Source organism: Gemmobacter caeruleus, from assembly GCF_008271655.1.
Classification (GTDB): domain Bacteria; phylum Pseudomonadota; class Alphaproteobacteria; order Rhodobacterales; family Rhodobacteraceae; genus Gemmobacter; species Gemmobacter caeruleus.
The window spans coordinates 557,044-580,473 of record NZ_VKKX01000022.1; the positions used below are offsets into that span (position 1 = coordinate 557,044).

Sequence of the window (23,430 nt, forward strand, 5' to 3'; positions counted from 1 at the left end):
CTGACGAAAGGGCAACTGGATGGCCCCGCGTGGTTCCCAGGAAACCGTGAAACGCAAAGAGCTTGTCGGCAAGCTGAACGAAACCTGCCTGCGCGCCTTTTCCGCCGCCGCGCAAAGCGCCAAGGCCCGCGGCAATCCCTATGTGGAACTGGCGCATTTCATCGAACAGCTCAGTCGCGCGGAGCGGTCGGATTTCGAGATCCTGTGCCAGTCGGCCGGTGTCGATGCCGCCCGGCTGGAGGGCGATATCCAGCGCGCGCTGGATCGCCTGCCCTATGGCGCCGGCGCGGTGGAGGAATTTTCTGACCACATCTTTCACGCCATCCGCGAGGGCTGGACGCTTGGCTCGCTCGATCGCGGGCAGGATAGTGTGCGGTCGGGCTTCATCCTGCTGGCCGCGCTCAAGGTGCCGGTGCTGGAAGGGCTGTTGCTGAAGATCTCGGCCGAATTCGACAAGATCGACCCGGCAGCGATGGAAGGCCAGTTGGAGGGGCTGCTGGAGGCCTCGGTCGAGACCACCGCCGCCGCCCCGGCGCAGGCGACGCCGCAGGGGGCCAAACCCCAGGGCAAATCGGCGCTGGCGCAATATGCGACCAACCTGACCGAACGCGCCAAGGCCGGCAAGATCGACCCGGTGATCGGACGCGACGCCGAAATTCGCCAGATCATCGACATCCTGATGCGGCGGCGGCAGAACAACCCGATCCTGACCGGCGAGGCCGGGGTGGGCAAGACGGCGGTGGTCGAGGGGTTTGCCCTGCGCCTGGCGCGCGGCGATGTGCCGCCGCAATTGCAGGCGGTCGATCTGCATATGCTCGATATCGGGTTGATGCAGGCGGGGGCCAGCGTGAAGGGCGAATTTGAAAAGCGCCTGAAAGCGGTGATCGACGAGGTGCAGGCCAGCCCGAAACCCGTGATCCTGTTCATCGACGAGGCGCATACCCTGATCGGGGCCGGCGGCGCCGCGGGCACCGGCGATGCGGCCAATCTGCTCAAGCCCGCCTTGGCGCGGGGCGAATTGCGCACCATCGCCGCAACGACCTGGGCCGAATACAAGGAACATATCGAGAAAGACCCGGCGCTGACCCGCCGCTTTCAGGTGGTCAAGGTCGAGGAACCCTCAGAGGAGGCCGCGATCCGCATGCTGCGCGGCGTGGCCGGGGTGCTGGAGAAACATCACCGGGTGGAAATCCTGGACGAGGCGATCGACGCCGCCGTCCGCCTGTCGCACCGCTATATCCCGGCCCGGCAATTGCCCGACAAGGCGATCAGCCTGCTGGATACCGTCTGCGCCCGCGTGGCCGTCAGCCAGCACGCCACCCCCGCCGAGGTCGAGGATATCGAGCGCCGCCAGCAAGCGCTGGAGGTGGAGGCCGCGATCATCGCGCGCGAGGCCGCCGTGGGCATGGAGGTGGAGGACCGCCGCGCCGCGGTGACCGCCGCGCTGGCCGCGGCCGCGACGGAACTGGAGGCCGCGAAGGCCCGCTGGGAGGCCGAGCGCGGGCTGGTGGACGAGGTGCTGTCGCTGCGTGCCACGCTGCGCGGCGAGGGGCTGGCGGTCGATGACACCGCCGAACTGCCCGAGGACACGGGCGAACCGCCCGCTGGGGTCGATGCCGCCGAAGATGCCCCGGCCCCGCGCATGACCGAGGCCGAACGCGCCATCGCGCTTGACCGGCTGCGCGCGCTGACTGCGGAGCTTGCGGCGCTTCAGGGCGAACGCCCGCTGATCCTGCCTTCGGTCGATCGGCTGGCGGTCGGGTCGGTCGTGCAGGACTGGACCGGCATTCCCATGGGGCGGATGCTGGCCAGCCAGACCGAACGCGCGCTGACGCTGGCCAGCATTCTGGCGGAACGGGTGGTCGGGCAGGATCACGCCATGGGCATGATCGCGAACCGCATCCAGACCAGCCTCGCGGGCCTTGGCGCCCCGGAAAAGCCGGTGGGGGTGTTCATGCTCTGCGGCCCCTCGGGCGTGGGCAAGACCGAAACCGCGCTGGCGCTGGCCGAAACCCTGTTCGGCGGGGAACAGAACCTGATTTCCATCAACATGAGCGAATTTCAGGAGGCGCATACCGTCTCCACCCTCAAGGGCGCGCCGCCCGGCTATGTCGGCTATGGCAAGGGCGGCATCCTGACCGAGGCGGTGCGGCGCAAGCCCTATTCGGTGATCCTGCTCGATGAGGTGGAAAAGGCCCATCCCGATGTGCATGAGATCTTTTTCCAGGTCTTTGACAAGGGGATGATGGATGACAGCGAGGGCCGGCGGATCGACTTCAAGAACACGCTGATCCTGCTGACCTCCAATGTCGGCTCGGACGAGATCATGACCATGACCGACAGCGGCAAGACCGGCGCGGATCTGGAGGATCTGACCGCCGCGCTGCGCCCGCCGCTGCTGGATGTGTTCCCCGCCGCCCTGCTGGGGCGGATCGTCACCATCCCCTATTATCCGCTGTCGGATGCGATGATCGAGACGATTGCCGGGCACAAGCTGCGCGGCATCGCGCGGCGGCTGATGGCCGGGCATGACGCCGAACTGGTGATCGGCGAGGGCGTGATGGATCAGATCAAGGCGCGCTGCACCGAGATCGAAAGCGGCGGACGGATGATCGACGCGATCCTGACCAACACGCTGCTGCCCGAACTCAGCCGGCAGGTGCTGAACCGCAAGCTGGAGGGCAGCCCGCTGACCCGTGTCACCGTCACCGGCACGACGGACGGTTTTGCCTATGACTTTGCCTGAAAGGGGTCGGCCAGCGGAGGCGCGGCAAGATGCAGGTCCATAACCAGACGCGCTTCGTGCATCAGATGACAATGGGCATGGATGTGGCGGGGCGGGAATTTGTCTCGCTGGTGATCAAGGGCAGCTTCGCCTTCCCCGACCAGCCCGGCGCTGCACCCGGGCTGCTGGATCCGCAGCGCCCGCTGGTGATGGCGGATGAGGCGACCGGCGCGCCGGGCTTTTCCGCGACGCTGTGGGAAACAGACTTCGCCTTTCGCAAGGCGCGCTGCGATGTGGTGGCGCAGGGTGCCGCACATGCCCCCGGCGGGCGCCCGGCCGAACGGGTGCGCGTGGGGCTGCGGGTGGGCCAGTGGGTAAAGCAGTTCGATGTGGTGGGGCCGCGGCAATGGCGCGTGCTGGGCCCCGCGATCACCGCGACCCGCCCCCATCCCTTTACCCGCCAGCCGTTTTCCTATGACACGGCCTTTGGCGGCCCCGACCGCGCGCGCCCCGACGATCCGGCGCCGCCGGTCTTTGCCGACAATCCGGTGGGTCTGGGCTTTGCAACCCTGTCGCCCGGCGCGCAGATCGACGGGCTGGCCCTGCCCAATACCGAGGCGGTGGACGATCCCGTCACCTCGCCCTTTGGCGCGCATCGGCCCATGGCGCTTGGCCCGATCGGGCGGGCCTGGCCGGCGCGGGCGCGCCATGCCGGCACCTATGACGACCATTGGAAGGACAATGTGTTCCCCTTCCTGCCCGCCGATTTCGACGAACGCTATTACCAGATGGCGCCCGAGGATCAGCAGATCGACCCGCCCGCGCCGATGACCCCCGTGGTGGTCGTGGGCCTGACGCCGGCAGGGCGCGAGGAATTCCGCCTGCCCGAGACCCGCCTGCCCGTCACCCTGCTGCGCGGCCGCGACATCGCGCATGAGGCGGTGCTTTTGCCCGATACGCTGATCTTTGACACCGAGGCACGGGTCTTCATGCTGGTCTGGCGCACCTGGGCGCCGATCCGCCGCACGCTGGCCGAATGGACCGAGGCCTGGATCGGCCCGCCCACCCCTGCCATGCTGCGCGCCCGGGCCGAAGGGCGCGACTATCTGCGCGCGGTCGCGACCGAAGAAGACGCGCCGGAGGAACCGCTGCCATGAACCTGCCGCTCCATATCGCTGCGGCGGGGCTGGTGACGGCGGTCGGGCTGGACGCGGCCTCGGCCTGTGCGGCGATGCGCGGGCGGCTGGACGGCTTTGCCGAAACGCGCTTCATGGGGGGCGATGGCAACTGGCTGATCGGGGCGCCGGTGCCGCTGCCGCGCAACTGGATCGGCATGCGGCGGCTGGCGCATCTGGCGGCCGGCGCGCTGTCGGATGTGATGCAGGGCAAGGGCGACGCCGCCGCGGGCACGCCGCTGCTGTTGTGCCTGGCCGAAGAGGGGCGCCCGGGTCGCCCCATCCCGGATCCTGCCGCCTTTGCCCGGCTGCTGGCCGAGATCCTGGCCCTGCCGGCCGCGCCTTCGGTTCATGTCATCGCGCATGGGCGGCCGTCGGGCTTTGTCGCGCTGCAACGGGCGCGGCGCATGATCGCCGGCGGCGCGGCGCAGGTGATGATCCTGGGGGTGGACAGCTACCTGACCGCGCGCAGCATCGCGCATTACCTGGATCACGCGCGCCTGATGGCCCCCGGCATCGCCGACGGTTTCGTCCCGGGCGAGGCGGCGGCGGCGGTGCTGTGCCGCGCCGGCGTCGGCCCCCTGCGGCTGACCGGCCTTGGCCTCGCGCGTGAGGTGGCACATGCCCATAACACGCTGGGCGAGGATGGCGCCCCCCTGCCCCTGCGCGGCGATGGCATGACCGAGGCCTATCGCCAGGCGCTGACCGAGGCCAATGTCGATCTGGCGCATGTGGAATACCGCATCTCGGACCTGATCGGGGAACAGTATTTCTTCAAGCAGGCCGCGCTGGCGAGCCTGCGACTGGAACGCGGCCGCACCCCGTTTCAGGATTTGTGGAGCCCGGCGGAAAGTCTGGGCAATATCGGGGCCGCCGTGGTGCCGGCGATGCTGGCCATGGCGCTGGCCGCCAGCCGCAAGGCCTATGCCCCCGGCAGCCCGGTGCTGATCGAGGGATCGGGCGATGACGGCGCCTGCGGGGCCTGCGTGCTGCATGAGGTGCGCCCGGCAGACCGGAGGGCGCCCGCATGACCAATGTCTATGCCAACGGGCTGGAGATCTCGGGCAAGGCGGTGGATGCCAAGACCATCGCGGCCTTTCCCGATACCTGTTTCACCCCGCCGCAGACCCCCGCCACGCCGCCCGGCGTGCCGATCCCCTACCCGTCCTTCGGCATGGCCTCGGATACCGAAAACGGCACGGCGACGGTGATGATCGCGGGCAAGCCCGTGAACATCAAGAACAAGTCCGACGAATCCAAGACCAGCGGCACCGAGGCCGGCTGCGCGCCCAAGAAGGGCATCATCACCTCCAAGAATACCGGCAAGAAATATTTCAACAGCTGGTCGGGCGACGTGAAATTCGAGGGCGAGCCGGTCATCCGCATGACCGACCTCGCGACCCATAACCATGCCTCGCCCGCCGGCAATGCCCCGCCCTGGCCCGAGATCGCCAAACTGTCGGTGGGGGGCATCAGCTGCGCCAAGATTCTCGCCGAACACGGGATGAAGGTGCATGCCTACAAACATGCGGGCAAGGAATGCAAAACCGGCCAGCAATCCGATCACATCATCCAGAATGCCTGTTTCATGAACAGCCGCAACGCCGCCGGAGGGATCTCCTCGGTGCCGGATTACCAGTTGAACGAGGCGCCCTGCGTCTGCCTGAATGATGCGACGAACAAAAAAACCCAACACGGGCGCAAGACCCAGGCCCAGAAGGAATGGACCAGAAAACAGCGCGCCAGCGGCAAGAACCCGACCTACAAGCAGGCCCGCGATGGCAATATGGAAGCGATGAAAAAGGCCAAGCCCGCCATCGCGGATTCCCCCGATGGCAAGGAACATCCTGCCATCGAATGCCTGCGCATGGTCTGCGATGCTTTCTTCCTCCCGAAGATGGACAAGAAGACAGGTGAAAATACCCAGGTGCGCTGCCCGGGCTCCGGCAAATTCAAGCCCAAAGCTCCAAAGATAACATCGGGTTCGGCATGACAAGGAGAGAGCGATGAGCGATGACGCCGATTGGACCGTGACCGGCCTGCTTTTGCATCCCGGCGGCCAGATCCTCGTGAACCTCACGGCGACGGATGGCGAGGATTTCTATACCATGCTGTCGGAGATCCCCGATATTGCCCGCCCCGCCGAAGGTGGCCCGGCCGAGGCCGCCTATGAAGGGCAATTCTGGATCACCGCATTGGCGCAGGGGCCGGACGGGGCGGTCTATGCCTGCGATGCCGATGGTCATGTGCATGACAATGCCAGCGGCACCTGGCGCGTAACCCCGGTCGCCCCCGACGGGCTGCGCGCGATTGCCTGCCTGCCCGATGGCACGGTCATCACCGGCGGCACTGGTGGGCGGGTCTACCGGCTGGACGCTAGGGGCTGGCGCGCAATGGCACCGGATCTGGGTATTTGGATCAACGCGCTGGCTGGGCAAGGCGCGCAGGATTTCGCGGCGGCGGGGGATGAAGGGGCCCTATGGCTCTGGCGAGGCGAAGGGCCAGGCCGCCGCGTGGACCTGCCCACCGACGCAACCTTTCAGGACCTTCTGCGTGACGGCGCGGGCTATCTGGTCTGCGGCGACAACGGCGCGCTGTTTCGGGGCGCAGGTGAGGACTGGGCCGACCTGACCGCGACAGCTCATGATCTTTACGAGATGGCGCGCTACGGCGATGAAGTCTGGCTGGCATGCGGCGAGGCCGGTGTGGGGCGCCTGACCGATAACGGCATTGAGATCGTGCGGGATACGTTCATCGCCCACGGCATCCGCACCGCCGGCCGCTATGCCGCTTTTGCCGGCGGCCCCTCGGTCATCCGCCATGATGGCGAGATCTGGCTGCGCTACAGCTACGGCTGACCCGCGCCCAGCTTTGCCGCCAGATAGTCGCGCACCCGGCCCAGATCGAGATCGGCAATCCGATGGTTTTCGGCGCCGGGTTGCAGCATGCGCAGCACGAACAGCTCGCCCGCCTCGGGGTAATCCTGATAGCGGGCCTCGGCGATGGCGCGGCCCTCGTCGCCGGCGATGCGCAGCCCGTCCAGATGCGCCTCCAGCCGCTCCAGCAGGCGGGCGATGCGCAGATCGTCCATCTCGGGGTTTTCGTCGGGAAACAGCCGCGCGCGGTCATAGACCGTCCAGAGAAAGGCCGCCTGTTCGGCATGCTGGCGCAGGATCAGCGGCAGGACGGGGGCGGCCATCGCGGGTCAGTTCAGGTTGATCGAGCCGCCGCGAATGCGGTTCGACGCCGAGGCATGGCTGACCAGATAGGTGCCGCGAATGGTGATATGGCCGTCTTTTTCCAGAATGATCGAGGCACGGCCGACGCGCAGTTCGATCCGTTCCTGCGCGGTCAGGCGCAGGCATTCGCCATCATGCACCACCCGGGCGGCATCGGGCGCGCGCACGGGTTCTACGACACGACCCACGATCAGCGGCCGGTCGCGGCGCCCGTCCTCGAACAGCAGCGCGACCTCGGATCCCGCATCCTCGGGGCCAAGCCGCGCCAGGCTGCGCGCGGGGATCGCATGATCTGCGGCATTGCCGGGAAAGACGACCAGCGGCGCCGCGTCCTGAAAGCCCAGGAACAGGCCGATCACCACGCCATCCACCGGCCGGGCCGCAGTTTCGACAGGGTCTGAAATCATCGCGAAAATTCCTGCAAGAATGCCGCAGCATAGGGCCGAATCGCCCGGGGAACGAAGCGTTTTCGTCAGTCGCGCTCGATCCCGCCGCTCCAGACCCAGCCTTCGCGGCCGCGCAGGGCGACCTGGCACCAGTCAAGCCGGCTTTGCCCCGAATCCGGTGCCCGACAGCTGCCCAGCCGCAGGCCCCCGGTGCCCGCATCCAACCGCATCAGCACCGGATGGCGGGTGCCGGGGCCGCTGCGCAGGTTCAGAAACCCGTCCGACACATCGGGGCGCACCCGCCAGGTCGGCCCCGCCGCCGGCGGATCGGCGGGCGCGGGGTCGGCGCGCGTTTGAAGCTGGGGTTGGGGCTGCGGCTGGGGCGCCACCCGCTCCAGCATCGCGGCACGATCCAGGGCGGCGCGGCGGAACGGCTCGCAGGCGAAATGCAGCACCGCAAAGGCGCGCAGCAGGGCGGGGTCTTTCTCGACGGCGATGCCGTCCCATTCGCGGCGGGCGGCAGTGCAGGGTTCATCCGGCGCCGCCGCCTGCGGGCTGGGGGCCGCGCCGGCGCGCAGCACATAATCGCCGGTCAGTTCATCGTAATAGGCCGGGCGCTGGTCATGGCCGATACGGGCGGCCTGGGCCTCCACCTCGGCGCGCAGGGCGCGGGCGATATCCTGCAAGGGGCGCCCCGGCTGGGCCAGCAGCGGCAGCAGGGTGCGGGTAAAGACCGAATTGGGGTTGGCATCGCCATCGCCCAGCCGGTCCAGCGCGGTCTGCCCCGACCCGGCGGAATACAGGATGAAGGCGCCCTCGGTCGGGTTGGCGGGCGCCAGCCCCCGCCCCGACCCGACCGCGCGCGTCGCATTGCGCGGAAACGGGTTGTCGCGGCAGGCATCGAGGATCAGCACCGCCACCCGCGTGCCGCGCGCCTGAAACGTCTCCAGCACCTGATCGACGGCAATGCTTTCCGAGGTCAGAAAGGCCTCGTCCTCGGGGCCGACAGCGGGGGCATCGGCGGGGATGAGATAATTGCGCCCGGCGATCTGCACGCCATGGCCCGCGAAATAGAACAGCACCTCGTCGCCCGGCCCCAGCCGCGCCGCGACCGCCGACACCGCCCGCCCGATGGCGCGCCGGTCGGCGTCAAGCAGCAGCGTCGCGGCAAAGCCCTCTCGCTCCAGCAGCGCGGCAATGGCGGTGGCGTCGTTGCGCGCCTTTTGCAGATCGCTCAGCGCGGCATAATCGTCGATCCCGATCACCAGCGCGAGCCGTTGCCCCGCAAGGGCCGGCGCCGCCAGCGTGACCAACAGCAGAACAGCACCGCAAAGGCGCAGGGCAAGGCGCAGGAAAGACATCGCTTCTCCGGTCCCGGAACGGGGCAAGGCTAGGTCGGCCGGCGATTCCCGCCAAGCGCTTTCCGGCAAAGGGGCTTGCAATCCGGGCGGGGGCGGCCTTGCATGGGGCGATGGACGCGCCGCTTTCCCCCGCCTTCGAGGCCCTGGCCGCCGAGGCCGACCTGCGCGCCTTGCGCCCGCCCTGGGCGCCGGGGCTGGTGCTGGTTCTGGCGCGCTGGCAGGGCGCGGCGCCGATCCTCGATCCGCGCGCGGCGGGGATCGGGCAGACCCAGGCCGAGGCCCGCCGTCGCGCCCTGGGGGAACTGGGCGAAAGCCTGGCGATCTGCGCGGCGGCGCATCCGGCGCCCGTGCTGGTTTCGGCGGGGGGACGGATCCTCTGCGCGGATGCCCGCGCGGTGCCGGGCGCCGATGGCCCGGGCAGCGAGGGGTGCGCCGCCGGCCCCACGCCCGAGGCTGCCCGCGCCGCCGCCTTTTGCGAAAGGGCCGAGCGCGCGGCGCTGGCGCTGTGGTGGCAGGGGCGGCTGGCGATCCGTGCCGACGCGGCGCCCGATCTGCGGCGCCTGCGCCTTGGGGCCGGCCATGAACGCATCACCCGGCTGTTCGCGCTGCCGCTCTTGCCCGGGCTGGCGATCCGGCTGGCCGTCAGTGCCGATGCCGATGGCGCGCGGCAGTCGATGGGCAGCGCCGCCCATCCCGACCCCGCCCGCGCCGCCGGCGCCGCGCTGCGCGAGATGTGTCAGGCCGAACTGGCCTGGCTCTTGCCGCCCCGGCACCCCGATGAGGCCGAGCGTGACCACCGCGACCAGGGCCTGCGCGCCCGCCTGCCCCGCAGCTGCGCGCCGACCGAGGCCGATCCCCCGGCCGACCTGCCCGAGCTGATCGCCCGGATGCGGGCGGCGGGGCTGGACTGCGGCTTTGCCGATCTGAGCCACCCGACCCTTGGGCTGCCGGCGGCGCGCTGCATCTGCCCCGGCTGGCCGCTGGCGCGGCAGGCGCTGGCCCCGGCCCCGCCCCTGTCGCCACCCGCGCGCGGGCAATGACGCTGCGCTGACGTTCGCTGCGCCAGACTGGACGCACAGCGTTGCCTGATTTCCTCGTGATCCTTTTTCAATGCCCGGCGTGCCGGGATCGACATGTGGTATTTGCGATGGTTCCCAAGGACGATTCCCCCTATCTCGACTGGCGGGCCGATCCGGCGCAGGCCCGCCTTCCCGCCCGCAGCCTGCCCGACGACCGCCGGAACTTCGGCTGCCCGCACCGCGCCACGGCGCAGAACGCGCTGCATTGCGGGGGCGGCGGTCTGCTGCAATCGGTGCGCGAACTGGTGCCGATCGCCGACTGTCTGGTCAAGCCGGCCAAGGAGGAAAGCCCGATCCCGGCGGGCTATACCTATCTGGGGCAATTGCTGGCGCATGATCTTTGCGGCGCATCGGAGGGGGTGTTCGACTACCCGCTGAATGGCGTTGCGCAGGCGGTGGCGCAACCCTCGGCGCGGCGGGGCCAGCCCCTGCAACTGGAATCGCTGCTGGGGCCAGTCGCGGCCCGGTCGGCGGGGCCGGCGCTGTGGCGGTTTCCGACGCCGACGCCCGGCTTTCCCTTCGTCTCGGTCGATCTGCCCCGGCTGCGGCGGCAGGGGCGGGCAAAGCGCAGCCTGGGCGCGGTGGCGGACGCGCGAAATGACGACAACCCGATGATCGCGCAGCTTTGCGCGCTGTTCATCCTGCTTGCGCAGCGGATCGAGGCGGGCCTGCTGGATGCGGGGACCGATCCGGCGACGGCTCGGCTGACCGCGCGGCTGCGCACGGTGCGGTCCTGGCACAACATCCTGCGCCGCGATTACCTGCCGCGCCTGTGCCTGCCCGGCATGACCGGCACCCGCCCCGACCGGCGCGGTGCCGCCGCCATTCCGGTGGAGCTGACCCATGCGGTGATGCGCTTCGGGCACTGGATGGTGCGCAGCCAGTACCGCATGAACCGCGATACCGTCGCCACCGCCGATCTACTGGCCGGCATCGACGATATCGAAGAGCGCCGCCGCCGCCCGGGCAGCGAGAATTTCTGGCGCATCGACTGGCGCAATTTCTTTGACCTCGACCCCGCCCACCCGCCGCAACATGCGCTGGCGCTTGGGGGGGGCGTGGCGGCGATGTTCGGGTCGGATTATGCGCTGCCCGACCGGCTGGAGATCCATTCCGCGCTGGCCAGCAGCGACAATGACCTGTGCCTGCGTGACCTCGCGCGCAGCGTGGATGGCGGGCTGCAACGGGTCAGCGTGCTGGCCAAGCGGCTGGCGCCGCGCTGGCAGGGCAGCTTTCCCGACTGGCGGCTTTGGACGGCACGGGGGCGGCGCGGGGTGATCCAGCGGTTTTATGCGCAGGCGGGGCTTGCCCCGCAGCGCCATCTGATCGAAGATCCCCCGCTCTATCTGTATGTGCTGGCAGAGGCGGGCGCGGGGCCACAGGCCGAAGGTTATGGCAATGGCGCAAGTCTGGGCGCGCTTGGGTCGGGTATCCTCATGGCCTCGATCCATGCGGCCCTCGCGGCTTCCGAGGCCGCGCTGCCGGCAGCCCCCATACGGGCGGGGTATGAGTTGCCCGTGTCGATGCCCGACCTGATCCGCAAGCTGAGCGCCTGAGATTCAGCCCCGGATCTGGCCCATCCAGAACCCAAGGGAGACTGCCTGAATGACCCCCGACACCCCGATCCCGGCCGATGTGAAATACGAAACCATCAACTTTACCCTGACCGGCGCCTTCATGATCGCGCTGACCCGCCAGCCCGAATCCGCGCTGCCGACCACGGTCGAGGGGTTCGTGACGCTGCTGGGCAATTATGCCCGCGCCCATGCCGGCACGCTGACCTCGGAAACCGGCCGGATCGAACGGTCGCCCGATATCCCCGATGCGCCGGTCGCGGGCGACAAGTTCGCCGTCACCTTCACCCCGCTGGAGGGGGACGGTTCGGCCGATCCGCTGGGCATCTGGGCGGTGGAGACGGTGCTGGAGGTCCGCAATGTGCGGCGTGGCGCCAAGATGCGGCTGTTTCACAACACCGCCGATCACGTCAATATCCGCCTGCCCGAGCCGCATAACATCGCCGCCAAGGAAGATCTCGCGCTGGAACATGATGCCGCCGGCACGCGCTTTGACAACATGCCCTATATCGAACCCTATTTCGAAGGCGAGATGTCGTCGATGCAGTTCGTCTGGGCAAATGTCGGCGATTACACCACGCGTTCCTGCCGCTGATCGTCCAGCGCGGACAGGGCCTCGGCCACAAGGTCGAGGCCATGGCCACGCCGCATCGAACTGGCGGCCAGGAACCATTGCAAGGGGCATGGCGGGGCGCTGCCCTGCCAGCGCCGGTTCAGATCGGCACAGAACCGCGTCCAGAATGACCGCGCGCGCAGCGGCTCTCGTGCAAGATGCGCGGCGGCGGCGGCATAGGCATAGGTAAAGGGGATCGGCCCGCCCGACCGTTCCGCCAGATCCATCGCCGCCGCATAATCGCCGTTCAGAAAGGCGACCGGCACGCGATAGCCCAGCGACACACGGCAGACCCCGGCATCCAGCCGCGCCGCCGCATCGGCCAGCCGCACCGCCCGGGCGACCTGCCCCGACAGCGCCATCATCTCGGCCGCGCCGGACAGGCGGCGGGGGTTGCTTTGCGACAGATCCGCCACGATGCCCGCCGCCTGACCGGCGGTTTCCACATCGTCGCACAGGATCGAACTCCAGCCATAGGCCAGCCAGGCATCGCCCCGGTCGGGCGCGGCCTCGGTGCAGTGGCGCCCGATTTCCAGCGCCTCGGGCACGCCGGCATGCACCGGCCCCAGCCCCGGAAAGATCAGCTCGCGGCTATTGAGGATCTCGGCCAGGCCGACCCGCGCGCGGATGCCCAGCTCCCCCGCCGAGGCGACCGACCGCAACAAGGCCTCGGCCCGGCGGTCGGCATCGGCAGACCAGTCGCGCATCAGCCAGCGCGCCCGCATCAGCTTGCGGAAATCGGCAAGCTCCTCGTCGCGATAATCGCCAATGCGCGAAATGTAATGCGCCTCAAGCTTGCCGGTCAGGCGGATCGCCATGCGCTGCACGGCAAAGCCGGAATTGCGCAGCCATTCATCCGGGTGCAGGCTCAGCGGCCAGGTCCAGATGATCGTGCCCGAGGCCAGATCCTTCAGCGTGAGGATCAGCCGCATCTCCTCCAGCCCCGGCGAGAGGGTGCCACGCAATTCGTAATGACCGGCGCGGCGCGGCAGGTCGATGCCCGGCATCGCTTCGATCGTCACCCAATCCTCGACCGCGAACAGCGCGGCCGAAAGTTCGGCCTGCACCGAGGTCACGAGGATCTGGATATCGTCGGGCACGGCGCCAAAGGCGAAGGGGTGCAGAAAGATGGTGATCCGTTCGGCCCCGGCGCCCGGATCGGTCTCGGGCGGGGCGGGGGGGCCGCCGGCCATCTTGACCGCGACGGCAAGGGCCTGGGTCTCCTGCGAGGGTTCGATGTCGAATTCCTCGTCCAGCACATCCCAGAGCCGGCGGTAATGATCCAGCGCCGCCGCATTGTTGCCCGCCGCGATCTCGATCCGCATCAGGGCGCGGGTCGCCTCTTCGTCCTGCGGTTCCAGCTCGCGCAGGCGTTCGGCCAGAATGCGCCGGGCCGAGGGGGCGGTGGCCTGGATCAGCCGGCTGCGCAGCGCCAGCGCGGTCTGCGTCAGCCAGGTCGCGCGCCGTTCGGCCAGAAAGGCGTCAAAGACCGGATCCAGCCCCCAGAGATCGGCGGCAAAGCGCATGTCGGCATCGGTCAGCGACCGCGCGGCCAAGGGCGCGGTGTGCCCGGCATCCCAATCGGCCAGATCGCGCTCGATCTCGTCGGGGGGGGCGCCGATCAGGCTGCGCAGATCGCTGCGCCCCGATACGAAAAGCTCATGCGGCTGGGCGTCCCTGGCCAGCACATGCAGGGTGTTGCGCAGCGAACCGCGCGCCTTGTCGGCACCGGAATCGGACCAGAGCAGGTCGGCCATCTTGTCGCGCCCAATCGTGCCGGCACCGGTCAGGCAGAACCAGGCGAGGATCGCCTTGTGCTTCTGCCCGCGCGCCGGAATTTCGGCGTCGTCCCGCGACAGGCTGAACCTGTCCAGGATTCGATACCCATAGCCTGCGGCCATGCACTCCCTTGCCCCAATGTCCTGTTCCCTGTTCTCAGGGATAGAACAGGCGGGCGGTTGCGTCCATGCGCGATTGGCGCGCAGGGCGCAAAACCTGCGCGCGAGATGCTTGAATATTCAGCACCTCGGCAGGCTTAGCGCCCTACAGCCGCCCGGCAGGGGCGCGGAATGCCAGGCGCCCGCCTCGGGAGGGGAACCGAAGCGGGCGCGGCCCGCAATCGCGGGTCCACCCAAAGGGCGAAAGCACCGCAACACGGGATGCAGATCGGCGCGGGCACCGGGCGGACGCGCATGATTCGCCCGCGGCGCCCTGGCCGCAACTCGCACTTCAGACACTCGGGAATAGGGTCAGGCCACCGCGTAACGGGCGCGGTAGCTGCTTTCATCGGCCGCGATCAGGCGATCGCGCGCGGCGGTCAGCACCGAAATGAAGGTGTCGATATCCTCGGGCGAATGATCGGCCATCGGCTTGAGCCGCCAGCAGGCATCGCCGGGATCGTCCAGCCCTTCCTCAAGGTTGACCAGCACGCCATGGGCCAGCAAGTCGGCGGTCAGTCGCCGCGCCGGTCCCACCCGGCCGAGCGGCACCGAGATCACCGCGCCGGGCTGGCCCGAACTGCGGAAACCCGCCGCATCCAGCCCCTGCCGCAGCCGGCGGGCATTGTCGATCAGCCGGGCGCGGCGCTCGGCGCCTTCCTGATTGGTGATGATGTCCAGCGCGGCCAGCGCCACCGCCGCCTGCACGGGCGATAGCGCCGTGGTATCGGCCTGCGTGCTGCTGCCCAGTCGCAGCGCCAGCTTCAGCGCCGGATGGCTGGAGGCGACAAAGCCGCCATTCGACGCAAAGACCCGGGCGAAACTGCCCAGAACCACATCCACCTTGCCCAGCATCTGCTGCATTTCCAGCACGCCCCGCCCGGTCTGGCCCAGAATGCCCAGATCATGCGTCACATCCACCATCAACGTGGCGGCATGGCGCTTGCACAGGCGTTGCAGGCGCTCCAAATCGGCGGCCTCGCTCTCGCAGGGGGCCATGGCCGAAACAACCACCAGAATGCCGGCCTGCGGATCCTCGTCGCGCAGGCGTTCCAGGCGATCCGCGATGGTGCCCTCACCCCGATGCGGCACGGGATGAAGCCGCGCGCCGGAGGCCCGGGCGCCGTCTTGCAGGCAAGACCGGGTGCAGCGGTCGATCAGCACATGATCGCCCTCGCGCACCAGCGTCGTGACAGCGCCATAGCCCGCCAGCCAGCCGCTTGCGAAAACCGTCGCATCCTCGCAGCCGAGGAACATCGACAGGCGGTCCTCCAGCATCGCGGTCAGGGTTGACAGGCCCATCTGCGCCGCCGGCCCCGCCGCATGCACGCCAAAACGCCGCGCCGCCGCCGAGGCCGCCGTCAGGATCTGCGGATGCGAGGCCAGCGACAGCGCGTCCTGCATCGCGAGATTGAGGCCCGAAAGCCCGCGCCCCGCCCGGTCGCGCCCCACGACATGCGGCCCGATCCGGGCCGAGTTCGACTTGCAGCCGGCATCCAGCCCTTCGGCAAGGCGGGCATCCATCCAGTCGGTCATCGGCTGCCAGCGCGCCAGAAGATCGACATTGTCGGCATCGCGCCAATCGGCGGCGGTGCTGTGAAGCAGGTCATCCTGGGCGATCCGGCGGGTCATGGCTGTCGGTCCTTCGTGTGGAAGCGGCCCCGTCACGGGCCTTTCATCCACCTTGCCAAAGCCAGCGTCAGCCCAGCGTCAGCGCCGCAATGTCCCGCCTGACGGCACAGGGCAGCTGCGTAAAAGCGACACATCCTTGTCGGGTCTGACGCGGCCCGGCCGGCGAAAGGCGGCGATAGTCGCGCCATGACACCGCACCGCCCCCTCTGGCTGATCGCCGCGCCCGCCATCTTTCTGATCCTGTGGTCGGCGGGCTTCGCCATCGCCAAGCTGGGCCTTGCCCATGCGCCGCCCCTCACGCTGCTGGCGCTACGCTACAGTCTGGTTCTGGCGGTGCTGGCGCCGGTCGCGCTGATTCTGCGGCCGGCGATGCCTCGCACTCCGCGCGCCTGGGCGGATGTGGCGCTGGTGGGGTTTCTGATCCAGGTCGGCTATTTCGGCCTGTGTTACGTCGCCTTCAAGATCGGCATGTCGGCGGCAGGGGTGGCCATCATCGTCTGCCTGCAACCCGTGCTGGTCGCCCTGGTCGCCCCGCATTTCGTGGCCGAGCCGGTGGGCCGCCGTGTCTGGCTGGGGCTGGGCGCGGGGCTGGCCGGGGCGATCATCGTGATCCTGTCGCGCGGATCGGTGCAGGCCGAACCGCCGCTGGGCATCGCCCTGACGGTGCTGGCTCTGCTGGGGATGACGGGCGGCACGCTCTATGAGAAACGCTTTGGCGTCAGCCATCATCCCGTCACCTCGAACCTGATCCAATATGCGGTCGGCGCCGGCTTTACCGTGCCGCTGGCCCTGCTGACCGAGGAAACCCGGCTGGACTGGAACGCCGAATTCGTCTGGATCATGGTGTATCTGGTGATCGGCAATTCGCTGCTCGCCATGTCGCTTTTGCTGGCGATGATCCGCGCGGGAGAGGTCAGCCGCGTTTCCGCCCTGTTCTATCTGGTGCCGGCCTTCGCCGCGCTGTTTGCCTGGCCCCTGCTGGGCGAGGCGATGCCGCCGGCCGCCTGGGCGGGCATGGCGCTGTCGGCCTTTGGCGTGGCACTGGCCAGCCGCCGCCCGAAACCGGCCTGAGCCGCGACGACGCGCAAGGCGGCGGGTGGACGAAGCCCCCGCCAATGCTTAGGTTGGCACGGCAAGAATCCGGGAATACGCATGTCCGAGACCGAAGCGCAGGGCTATCAGGTTCTGGCCCGCAAATATCGCCCCGCCACCTTTGCCGATCTGATCGGGCAAGAGGCGATGGTGCGCACGCTGAAAAACGCCTTCGCGGCGGACCGGATCGCGCATGCCTTCGTGATGACCGGGGTGCGCGGCGTGGGCAAGACCACCACCGCCCGCATCATCGCCAAGGGGCTGAACTGCATCGGCCCCGATGGCCAGGGCGGGCCGACGACCGAACCCTGTCTGGTCTGCGACCAGTGCAAGGCCATCGCCGAGGGCCGCCATGTCGATGTGATGGAGATGGACGCCGCCAGCCGCACCGGCGTGGGCGACATCCGCGAAATCATCGACAGCGTGCATTACCGGGCCGCCAGCGCGCGCTACAAGATCTACATCATCGACGAGGTTCACATGCTCTCGACCAGCGCGTTCAACGCGCTGCTCAAGACGCTGGAGGAACCGCCGGCCCATGTGAAATTCATCTTTGCCACGACCGAGATCCGCAAGGTGCCGGTCACCGTCCTGTCACGCTGCCAGCGGTTCGACCTGAAACGGATCGAACCCGAGGTGATGATGGCGCATCTGGCGCGCATCGCAGGGCTGGAGGGCGCGCAGCTTGCCCCCGACGCGATGGCGCTGATCACCCGCGCCGCCGAAGGGTCGGTCCGCGACGCCATGAGCCTGCTGGATCAGGCGATTGCCCATGGCGCGGGCGAGACGACGGCCGATCAGGTGCGCGCCATGCTCGGCCTGGCCGACCGGGGCCGCACGCTCGATCTGTTCGACATGATCCTGCGGGGTGCCGCCCCCGAGGCGCTGGCCGAACTTGCCGCGCAATATTCCGACGGCGCCGACCCGATGGCGGTCCTGCGCGACCTGGCCGAGATCACGCACTGGATTTCCGTGATCAAGATCACGCCCGAGGCCGCCGAAGACCCGACCGTGCCGCCGGATGAACGCGCGCGCGGGCTGGATATGGCGGGGCGCCTGCCGATGCGGGTGCTGACGCGCATGTGGCAGATGCTGCTCAAGGCCATCGAGGAGGTGGCGCTGGCGCCGAATGCCATGATGGCTGCCGAAATGGCGGTGATCCGGCTGACCCATGTCGCCGATCTGCCCGACCCCGAGGCGCTGCTGCGCCGCCTGCAATCCGGCCCGCCGCCGGTGCAGCCGGGCGGGGGCGGTGCGCCGGCGGGCGGCGGTGGTAGCGGCATGGTCCATGCCGCGCCGCGCATGATGGCGCCCGCCCGCGGCCCCGCCATGGGCCCGACGATGCAGGGGGGCGCCGCGCTGGCCATGGCCGAGGACCGGCTTCAGGTCTATGCCACCTTCGATCATGTGCTGGACCTGATCCGCGACAAGCGCGACATGACGCTGCTATTCGCCGTGGAAAGCCATGTGCGGCTGGCGAAATACGCCCCCGGCCGGATCGAGTTCGAACCCGCCGCGAATGCCCCGCGCGATCTGGCCGCCACGCTGGCGCAGCGCCTGCAAGGCTGGACCGGCAGCCGCTGGGCGGTCTCGGTCGTGGGCTCGGGCGGCGCGCCGACCGTGGCCGAACTGCGCGACGCCGACCGCCGCCAGGCCGAGACGGAGGCGCTGGAAAACCCGCTGGTGCAGGCGGTTCTGGCCAGCTTTCCCGGCGCGAAGATCACCGAAATCCGCACCCCCGAGGCTTTGGCACAGGCCGCCGCCGTGCAGGCCCTGCCCGAGGTCGAGGATGAATGGGATCCCTTCGAGGAAGACTGAGGAGACGCGCATGTTCAAGAATCTCGGTGGCCTGGGCGACATGGCCAAGATGATGAAGGCCGCGCAGGACATGCAGGCCAAGATGGCCGAATTGCAGGAAACCCTGGCCAATACCGTGGTAATGGGCGAGGCCGGCGCCGGCCTCGTCAAGGCGCGCTGCACCGCCAAGGGCGAATTGACCGGGCTGGAGATCGACCCGGCCATTCTGGTGCCCTCGGAAAAAGAGGTGGTGGAAGACCTGATCGTCGCCGCGATCAAGGACGCGCAGGCCAAAGCCGCGGCCCGCGGTCAGCAGGAAATGGCCCGCCTGACCGAAGGGCTTGGCCTGCCGCCCGATTTCAAACTGCCCTTCTGATGTCCGCCCCCGGCGATATCGAGGATCTGATCGCGCTGATGGCCCGCCTGCCGGGCCTCGGCCCGCGCTCGGCCCGCCGGGCGGTGCTGGCATTGCTGCGCAAACGCGGGCCGCTGATGGCGCCGCTGGCGCAGGCCATGGCGCATGTCGCCCTAACGGCCCGCGACTGCGCCAGTTGCGGCAATATCGGCACCGAAGATCTGTGCCCGATCTGCGCCGATCCGCGCCGCGCCACGGGCGAGATCTGCGTGGTGGAAGATGTCGCCGACCTCTGGGCGATGGAACGCGCGGGCGTGTTTAAGGGCCGCTATCATGTGCTGGGGGGCACGCTCTCCGCGCTCGACAATATCCGCCCCGAGGATCTGCGCATCCCGCAACTGGTGACCCGTGTGCGCGACGAGACCACGCGCGAGGTGATCCTTGCGCTCAATGCCACGGTCGATGGCCAGACCACCGCGCATTACATCGCCGATGCCCTGGCCGGAACCGGGGTGCGGCTCTCCTCGCTGGCGCAGGGCGTGCCGGTCGGGGGAGAGCTGGATTATCTCGACGATGGCACCATCGGCGCGGCGCTGCGGGCGCGGCGCCAGCTATAGGAGACCGGAATGGACATCGCCCGCATCGCCGCCAGCCTGATCGGCCAAAGCGATCTTTACGCCGGCCTGCGCCGGGCCGGCACCGGCCTCGGCCCCGCCCAGGCCGAAGACCTGCTGCCGGCCCTTTATGCCGCGCTTGGCCCGGCAGAGGAGGCTGCGCGCCTGCGCTCGGTTGATCAGGGGCTGCTGCGCGCTGTGATCCGCAGCGGAGCCGGCCTGCCCGCCCTGCGCGGCGCACAGATCGTGACCGACCACCTTGCGATGACGACGCCGGCGCCGGTCTTTGCCCCTGATATCGCGACCAGCCCGCATATGGCGCTGCTGACCGCCGGCCAGATGCCCGACATGCCCGCCTATTCCGACCCGGCCTTCGACCAATGGTTCGCCGCACAGGGCGCGCGCTACGGCCTTGGCCCCTATGGCGAAAAGCGCAGCGTCTATACCGCCGCCCAATTCGCCGACCGCGCCAGCCCGGAACGCCGGATGATCCATCTGGGCATCGACGTCTTCGCCCCTGCCGGCACCCCGGTCCATGCCCCGCTGCCCGGTCGCGTCGCCTCGGTCAGCTACAATGCCGACCCGCTGGATTACGGCCATACGCTGATGCTGGAACATGAGGCAAACGGCACCCGCTTCCGCACGCTTTACGGCCATCTCGGCGCCAGCCTCCCCTCTCTGTGCCAGCCGGGCCAGATTGTCGCCCCAGGCAGCGTGATCGCCCATCTGGGCGACTGGCCCGAAAACGGCGGCTGGGCGCCCCACCTGCATTTCCAGATCATCACCGACATGCTCGACCAGACCGACGGCAATTTCTTCGGCGTCGGCCATGAAAGCCTGTGGGATATCTGGCAACAGATCAGCCCGGATCCCAACCTGATCCTGCGCCTGCCCGCATCCGCCTTCACCCGCTGACCGGGCGCCCGCGGCAAGCGGCGGCATTTGAGTATTTGGGCAAGGAGCAAATGCCAGAACGCAGAAAGGGGCGGCCAAACGGCGCGCCCCTTCGGGTTTTGCTTCTTGCAAAAATACTCAAGAACGCCTGAGGCCGTCCCCGCCGAAGGCGGGCGCGGCCGAGGCAAAAGACGTGCGGGGCCGACAGGCCCCGCTCCGCTGGATCAGGTTCAGGCGTGGCGCGCGCGGTGGCCGATCTGGTAATAATTCCCGGTCCGGGTTTCCAGATAGGGCTTCAGCGGAATATCCTCCTGCTTGAGGAAGCCTTGCTGCGGCAGGGCGCCGGCACGCACCATCTCGATCACGCCCACGACCGAGGCCGAGGTCGTCCAGGCGATCGCGGTGCGGGATTTGCCGCCGATCTCGATCGGGTAATAGCTGCGCACGAATTCCTTGCGGCGCATCTGTCCGTTGACCCGGCCCTCGGCGGCGACATGGACATAGACCACATCCTCATCCACCGGGGGCTTGGCATTGGTCAGGATACGGCCCGCCTCGGCGCGGTTCTCGCGCATCAGGAGTTCGTGGAAGAAAAAGTTCATCAGCTGCACATGGCCCGGATAGCGCATGGTCTTGTAGTCCAGGTTCTCGATGCGGCCGAGATAGGTTTCGCACATGGTGCCCAGGCCGCCCGAGGTGGTGAAGGCCTCCAGCTGCATGCCGTCGATATAGATCGTCTCCAGCCATTCCATTGCCGAAACGGTTTTCAGCACCCCCTCCTCGATCACCTCGCAATCGTTGAGGTATTCGTTCACCACGCCTTCGGGCGACCAGTTGAAGGCATAGCCCAGCAGGCCGGTGGGGTTCTGCGGCAGGGCGCCGACGCGCAGCTTGATCGAGCGCACGGTATCGAACTGCCCCGCCAGATCGGCGGCGACGATGCCGACAAAACCGGGGGCGAGGCCGCATTGCGGCGCCATAAGACCCTTGGAGGTCTCGGCAAGCTCGCGGATGTGCTTCGTTGTCGGCACGTCCTCGGTCAGGTCGAAGTAATGCAGGCCCAGCCCATGCGCGACGGTCGAGACGCTGATATTCAGGTGATAAGGCAGGCAGGACAGCACCGCCTCCTGCCCTGCCAGCGCGGCTTTCAGCGCGGCGGCGTCGCTCAGATCCACGGTTTTCGTGGCAAAGGCGGCCTCGGTGGGGCGCGCGTCGATGCCGGTGACGGTAAAACCGCTTTCCACCAGCAGCTCGGCCGCCAGATGGCCGACCTTGCCGAGGCCGAGAACCGCGATCTTGTTGAATGACATGGGAATTTCCTGTCCGCTGAACCTGTCTTGAGAGATTCAGGGTAAGCGACAGGCTTGCCGATTTCGCCAGACAGACCGCCCGAAGTGTAGCGATTTTTCGGCGAAAAATCGGTGCGGCGGGCAAAATGCCAGCCGCACCGCGAAGGATCAGAAGTCGAACTTCACGCCCTGCGCCAGCGGCAGGGTGGCGCCGTAGTTGATGGTATTGGTCTGGCGCCGCATATAGCCCTTCCAGGCGTCCGAGCCGCTTTCGCGCCCGCCGCCGGTTTCCTTTTCGCCGCCGAAGGCGCCGCCGATCTCGGCGCCCGAGGGGCCGATATTGACATTGGCGATGCCGCAATCGGAACCCGCGGCCGAGAGGAAGGTCTCGGCCTCGCGCATGTTCAGCGTGAAGATGCAGGAGGACAGGCCCTGCGGCACGTCGTTCTGGATCGCCAGCGCCTCGTCCAGCGTGTCATAGCCCATGACATAGAGGATGGGGGCAAAGGTTTCCTCGCGCACGGTGTCGGTCTGCTGCGGCATCTCGATCAGGGCGGGGCTGACATAGGCGCCGCCCTGCGGCACGCCGTCGGTCACGGTCTGGCCGCCATGGACGGTGCCGCCCTCGGCGCGGGCCTTCTCGATCTGGGCCAGCATCCGGTCGCGGCTGGCATGATCGACCAGCGGGCCGATCAGCGTGGTCGCGCGGCGCGGGTCGCCGATGGGCAGGCTGGCATAGGCCTTGGTCAGCCGCTCCACCAGTTCGCCACGGACCGAATTATGCGCGATCAGGCGGCGCAGCGTGGTGCAGCGCTGGCCCGCGGTGCCGACCGCCGAAAAGGCGATGGCGCGCACCGCCATGTCGAGATCCGCCGAGGGCGCCACGATCATCGCATTGTTGCCGCCAAGCTCCAGAATCGGGCGACCCCAGCGGGCCGCGACTTTCGGGCCGACAATACCGCCCATGCGGGTGGAGCCGGTGGCCGAAATGATCGGCACGTCTTTCGACGCGACCAGCGCCTCGCCCACGGCCGGGCCGCCGATCACCAGTTGCACCAGCCCCTCGGGCGCGTCGCCAAAGCGGGCCAGCGCGCGTTCCATGATCTTCATGCTGGCCATGGCGGTCAGCGGGGTCTTTTCCGACGGTTTCCAGATCACCGGGTCGCCGCACACGAGCGCCAGCGCCGCGTTCCACGACCAGACCGCGACCGGGAAGTTGAAGGCCGAGATGATGCCGCAGGGCCCCATCGGGTGCCAGGTTTCCATCATCCGGTGCGACGGGCGTTCCGACGCGATGGTCAGGCCATAGATCTGCCGCGACAGGCCGACGGCGAAATCGCAGATGTCGATCATCTCTTGCACTTCGCCCAGACCTTCGGAGGTGATCTTGCCCGCCTCCAGCGTCACCAGCGCACCGAGCGCCTCTTTGCTGGCGCGCAGCTCCTCGCCCAGCAGACGGACGAGTTCGCCCCGGCGCGGGGCCGGGACGCTGCGCCAGGCGCGGAAGGCGGCTTGCGATTTCGCGATGATCGCGGGCATGTCGGCGGCGTCGGTTTCGTGGACATGAGCCACCAGCTCGCCATCAATGGGCGAACGCACGGCCAGCGTGCCGCCAGTCAGTTCGGCTTGGCTCAGGCCGTTGGCCTGAAGGATGTCGGCATGGGTCAT

20 protein-coding genes are annotated in these 23,430 nt (G+C 68.5%); 13 read left to right on the plus strand and 7 right to left on the minus strand.

All coding sequences use genetic code 11. The features are described from left to right. The first annotated feature begins 19 nt into the window (after nt 1-19). From tssH to FOA17_RS09680, 5 genes are read left to right on the plus strand one after another with little or no spacing between them, the layout of a single operon-like run. Nucleotides 20-2,746: a type VI secretion system ATPase TssH gene (gene tssH, locus FOA17_RS09660; protein WP_149141259.1), complete on the plus strand. Its 2,727-nt coding sequence runs from the start codon at nt 20-22 to the stop codon at nt 2,744-2,746. Between the two features lie 29 nt (nt 2,747-2,775). Next, the gene (locus tag FOA17_RS09665) at nt 2,776-3,882 is read left to right on the plus strand and encodes a DUF2169 family type VI secretion system accessory protein (RefSeq protein WP_149141260.1); all 1,107 of its coding nucleotides are present in this window, start codon (nt 2,776-2,778) and stop codon (nt 3,880-3,882) included. Then, entirely contained in the window at nt 3,879-4,931 is a 1,053-nt protein-coding gene (locus tag FOA17_RS09670) for a 3-oxoacyl-ACP synthase (protein ID WP_149141261.1), read from the plus strand. Before FOA17_RS09665 ends, FOA17_RS09670 begins: the two co-directional genes overlap by 4 nt. Further along, on the plus strand, nt 4,928-5,893 hold the full coding sequence (locus FOA17_RS09675) for a DUF4150 domain-containing protein (protein WP_149141263.1): 966 nt from the start codon (nt 4,928-4,930) through the stop codon (nt 5,891-5,893). The genes FOA17_RS09670 and FOA17_RS09675 overlap by 4 nt, the downstream gene beginning before the upstream one ends. A 13-nt stretch (nt 5,894-5,906) precedes the next feature. Beyond that, entirely contained in the window at nt 5,907-6,758 is an 852-nt protein-coding gene (locus FOA17_RS09680; RefSeq protein WP_149141264.1) for a hypothetical protein, read from the plus strand. Here the strand turns inward: FOA17_RS09680 and FOA17_RS09685 are convergent. The 3 genes from FOA17_RS09685 to FOA17_RS09695 form a co-directional block, all read right to left on the minus strand. After that, complete coding sequence (locus tag FOA17_RS09685; RefSeq protein WP_149141265.1) at nt 6,749-7,099, minus strand: hypothetical protein; 351 nt, start codon at nt 7,097-7,099, stop codon at nt 6,749-6,751. The two genes, FOA17_RS09680 and FOA17_RS09685, sit on opposite strands and share 10 nt — an antisense overlap. Nucleotides 7,100-7,105: 6 nt before the next feature. Further along, a complete protein-coding gene (locus FOA17_RS09690; protein WP_149141266.1) occupies nt 7,106-7,546 on the minus strand; it encodes a DUF6484 domain-containing protein in 441 nt (146 codons plus the stop codon). Nucleotides 7,547-7,611: 65 nt separating this feature from the next. Beyond that, on the minus strand, nt 7,612-8,886 hold the full coding sequence (locus FOA17_RS09695; RefSeq protein WP_149141267.1) for a caspase family protein: 1,275 nt from the start codon (nt 8,884-8,886) through the stop codon (nt 7,612-7,614). A 110-nt stretch (nt 8,887-8,996) separates the two neighbouring features. On the opposite strand from FOA17_RS09695, the gene FOA17_RS09700 reads away from it, so the two are divergent. From FOA17_RS09700 to FOA17_RS09710, 3 genes are all read left to right on the plus strand, one after another. Next, nucleotides 8,997-9,926 (plus strand): YcaO-like family protein, encoded by a 930-nt coding sequence (locus FOA17_RS09700; protein ID WP_149141268.1) that lies wholly within the window; start codon nt 8,997-8,999, stop codon nt 9,924-9,926. 107 nt (nt 9,927-10,033) lie between these two features. Further along, on the plus strand, nt 10,034-11,521 hold the full coding sequence (locus FOA17_RS09705) for a peroxidase family protein (protein WP_149141269.1): 1,488 nt from the start codon (nt 10,034-10,036) through the stop codon (nt 11,519-11,521). A 49-nt stretch (nt 11,522-11,570) separates the two neighbouring features. Beyond that, a complete protein-coding gene (locus tag FOA17_RS09710; protein WP_149141270.1) occupies nt 11,571-12,134 on the plus strand; it encodes a hypothetical protein in 564 nt (187 codons plus the stop codon). On the opposite strand, the gene FOA17_RS09715 is transcribed toward FOA17_RS09710, so the two are convergent. After that, nucleotides 12,110-14,053: an AfsR/SARP family transcriptional regulator gene (locus FOA17_RS09715; protein ID WP_149141271.1), complete on the minus strand. Its 1,944-nt coding sequence runs from the start codon at nt 14,051-14,053 to the stop codon at nt 12,110-12,112. The two genes, FOA17_RS09710 and FOA17_RS09715, sit on opposite strands and share 25 nt — an antisense overlap. 348 nt (nt 14,054-14,401) lie before the next feature. Further along, nucleotides 14,402-15,721 (minus strand): aminotransferase class I/II-fold pyridoxal phosphate-dependent enzyme, encoded by a 1,320-nt coding sequence (locus tag FOA17_RS09720; RefSeq protein ID WP_149141272.1) that lies wholly within the window; start codon nt 15,719-15,721, stop codon nt 14,402-14,404. A 186-nt stretch (nt 15,722-15,907) separates the two neighbouring features. On the opposite strand from FOA17_RS09720, the gene FOA17_RS09725 reads away from it, so the two are divergent. The 5 genes from FOA17_RS09725 to FOA17_RS09745 all read left to right on the plus strand — a co-directional run bounded on the left by FOA17_RS09725 (nt 15,908) and on the right by FOA17_RS09745 (nt 20,494). Beyond that, a complete protein-coding gene (locus FOA17_RS09725) occupies nt 15,908-16,792 on the plus strand; it encodes a DMT family transporter (protein ID WP_149141273.1) in 885 nt (294 codons plus the stop codon). 81 nt (nt 16,793-16,873) lie between these two features. After that, complete coding sequence (locus tag FOA17_RS09730) at nt 16,874-18,631, plus strand: DNA polymerase III subunit gamma/tau (RefSeq protein WP_149141274.1); 1,758 nt, start codon at nt 16,874-16,876, stop codon at nt 18,629-18,631. A 10-nt stretch (nt 18,632-18,641) separates the two neighbouring features. Then, nucleotides 18,642-18,986: a YbaB/EbfC family nucleoid-associated protein gene (locus tag FOA17_RS09735; protein ID WP_149141275.1), complete on the plus strand. Its 345-nt coding sequence runs from the start codon at nt 18,642-18,644 to the stop codon at nt 18,984-18,986. Continuing rightward, a complete protein-coding gene (recR, locus tag FOA17_RS09740) occupies nt 18,983-19,582 on the plus strand; it encodes a recombination mediator RecR (RefSeq protein WP_149141276.1) in 600 nt (199 codons plus the stop codon). The genes FOA17_RS09735 and recR overlap by 4 nt, the downstream gene beginning before the upstream one ends. Before the next feature lie 9 nt (nt 19,583-19,591). After that, nucleotides 19,592-20,494: a peptidoglycan DD-metalloendopeptidase family protein gene (locus FOA17_RS09745; protein WP_149141277.1), complete on the plus strand. Its 903-nt coding sequence runs from the start codon at nt 19,592-19,594 to the stop codon at nt 20,492-20,494. Nucleotides 20,495-20,703: 209 nt separating this feature from the next. Here FOA17_RS09745 and FOA17_RS09750 read toward each other — a convergent pair whose 3' ends face one another. Both FOA17_RS09750 and amaB read right to left on the minus strand, forming a co-directional pair. Next, nucleotides 20,704-21,783, minus strand: coding sequence for a saccharopine dehydrogenase family protein (locus tag FOA17_RS09750; RefSeq protein ID WP_149141278.1), 1,080 nt, complete (start codon nt 21,781-21,783; stop codon nt 20,704-20,706). Nucleotides 21,784-21,930: 147 nt separating this feature from the next. After that, the gene (gene amaB, locus FOA17_RS09755) at nt 21,931-23,430 is read right to left on the minus strand and encodes an L-piperidine-6-carboxylate dehydrogenase (RefSeq protein ID WP_149141279.1); all 1,500 of its coding nucleotides are present in this window, start codon (nt 23,428-23,430) and stop codon (nt 21,931-21,933) included.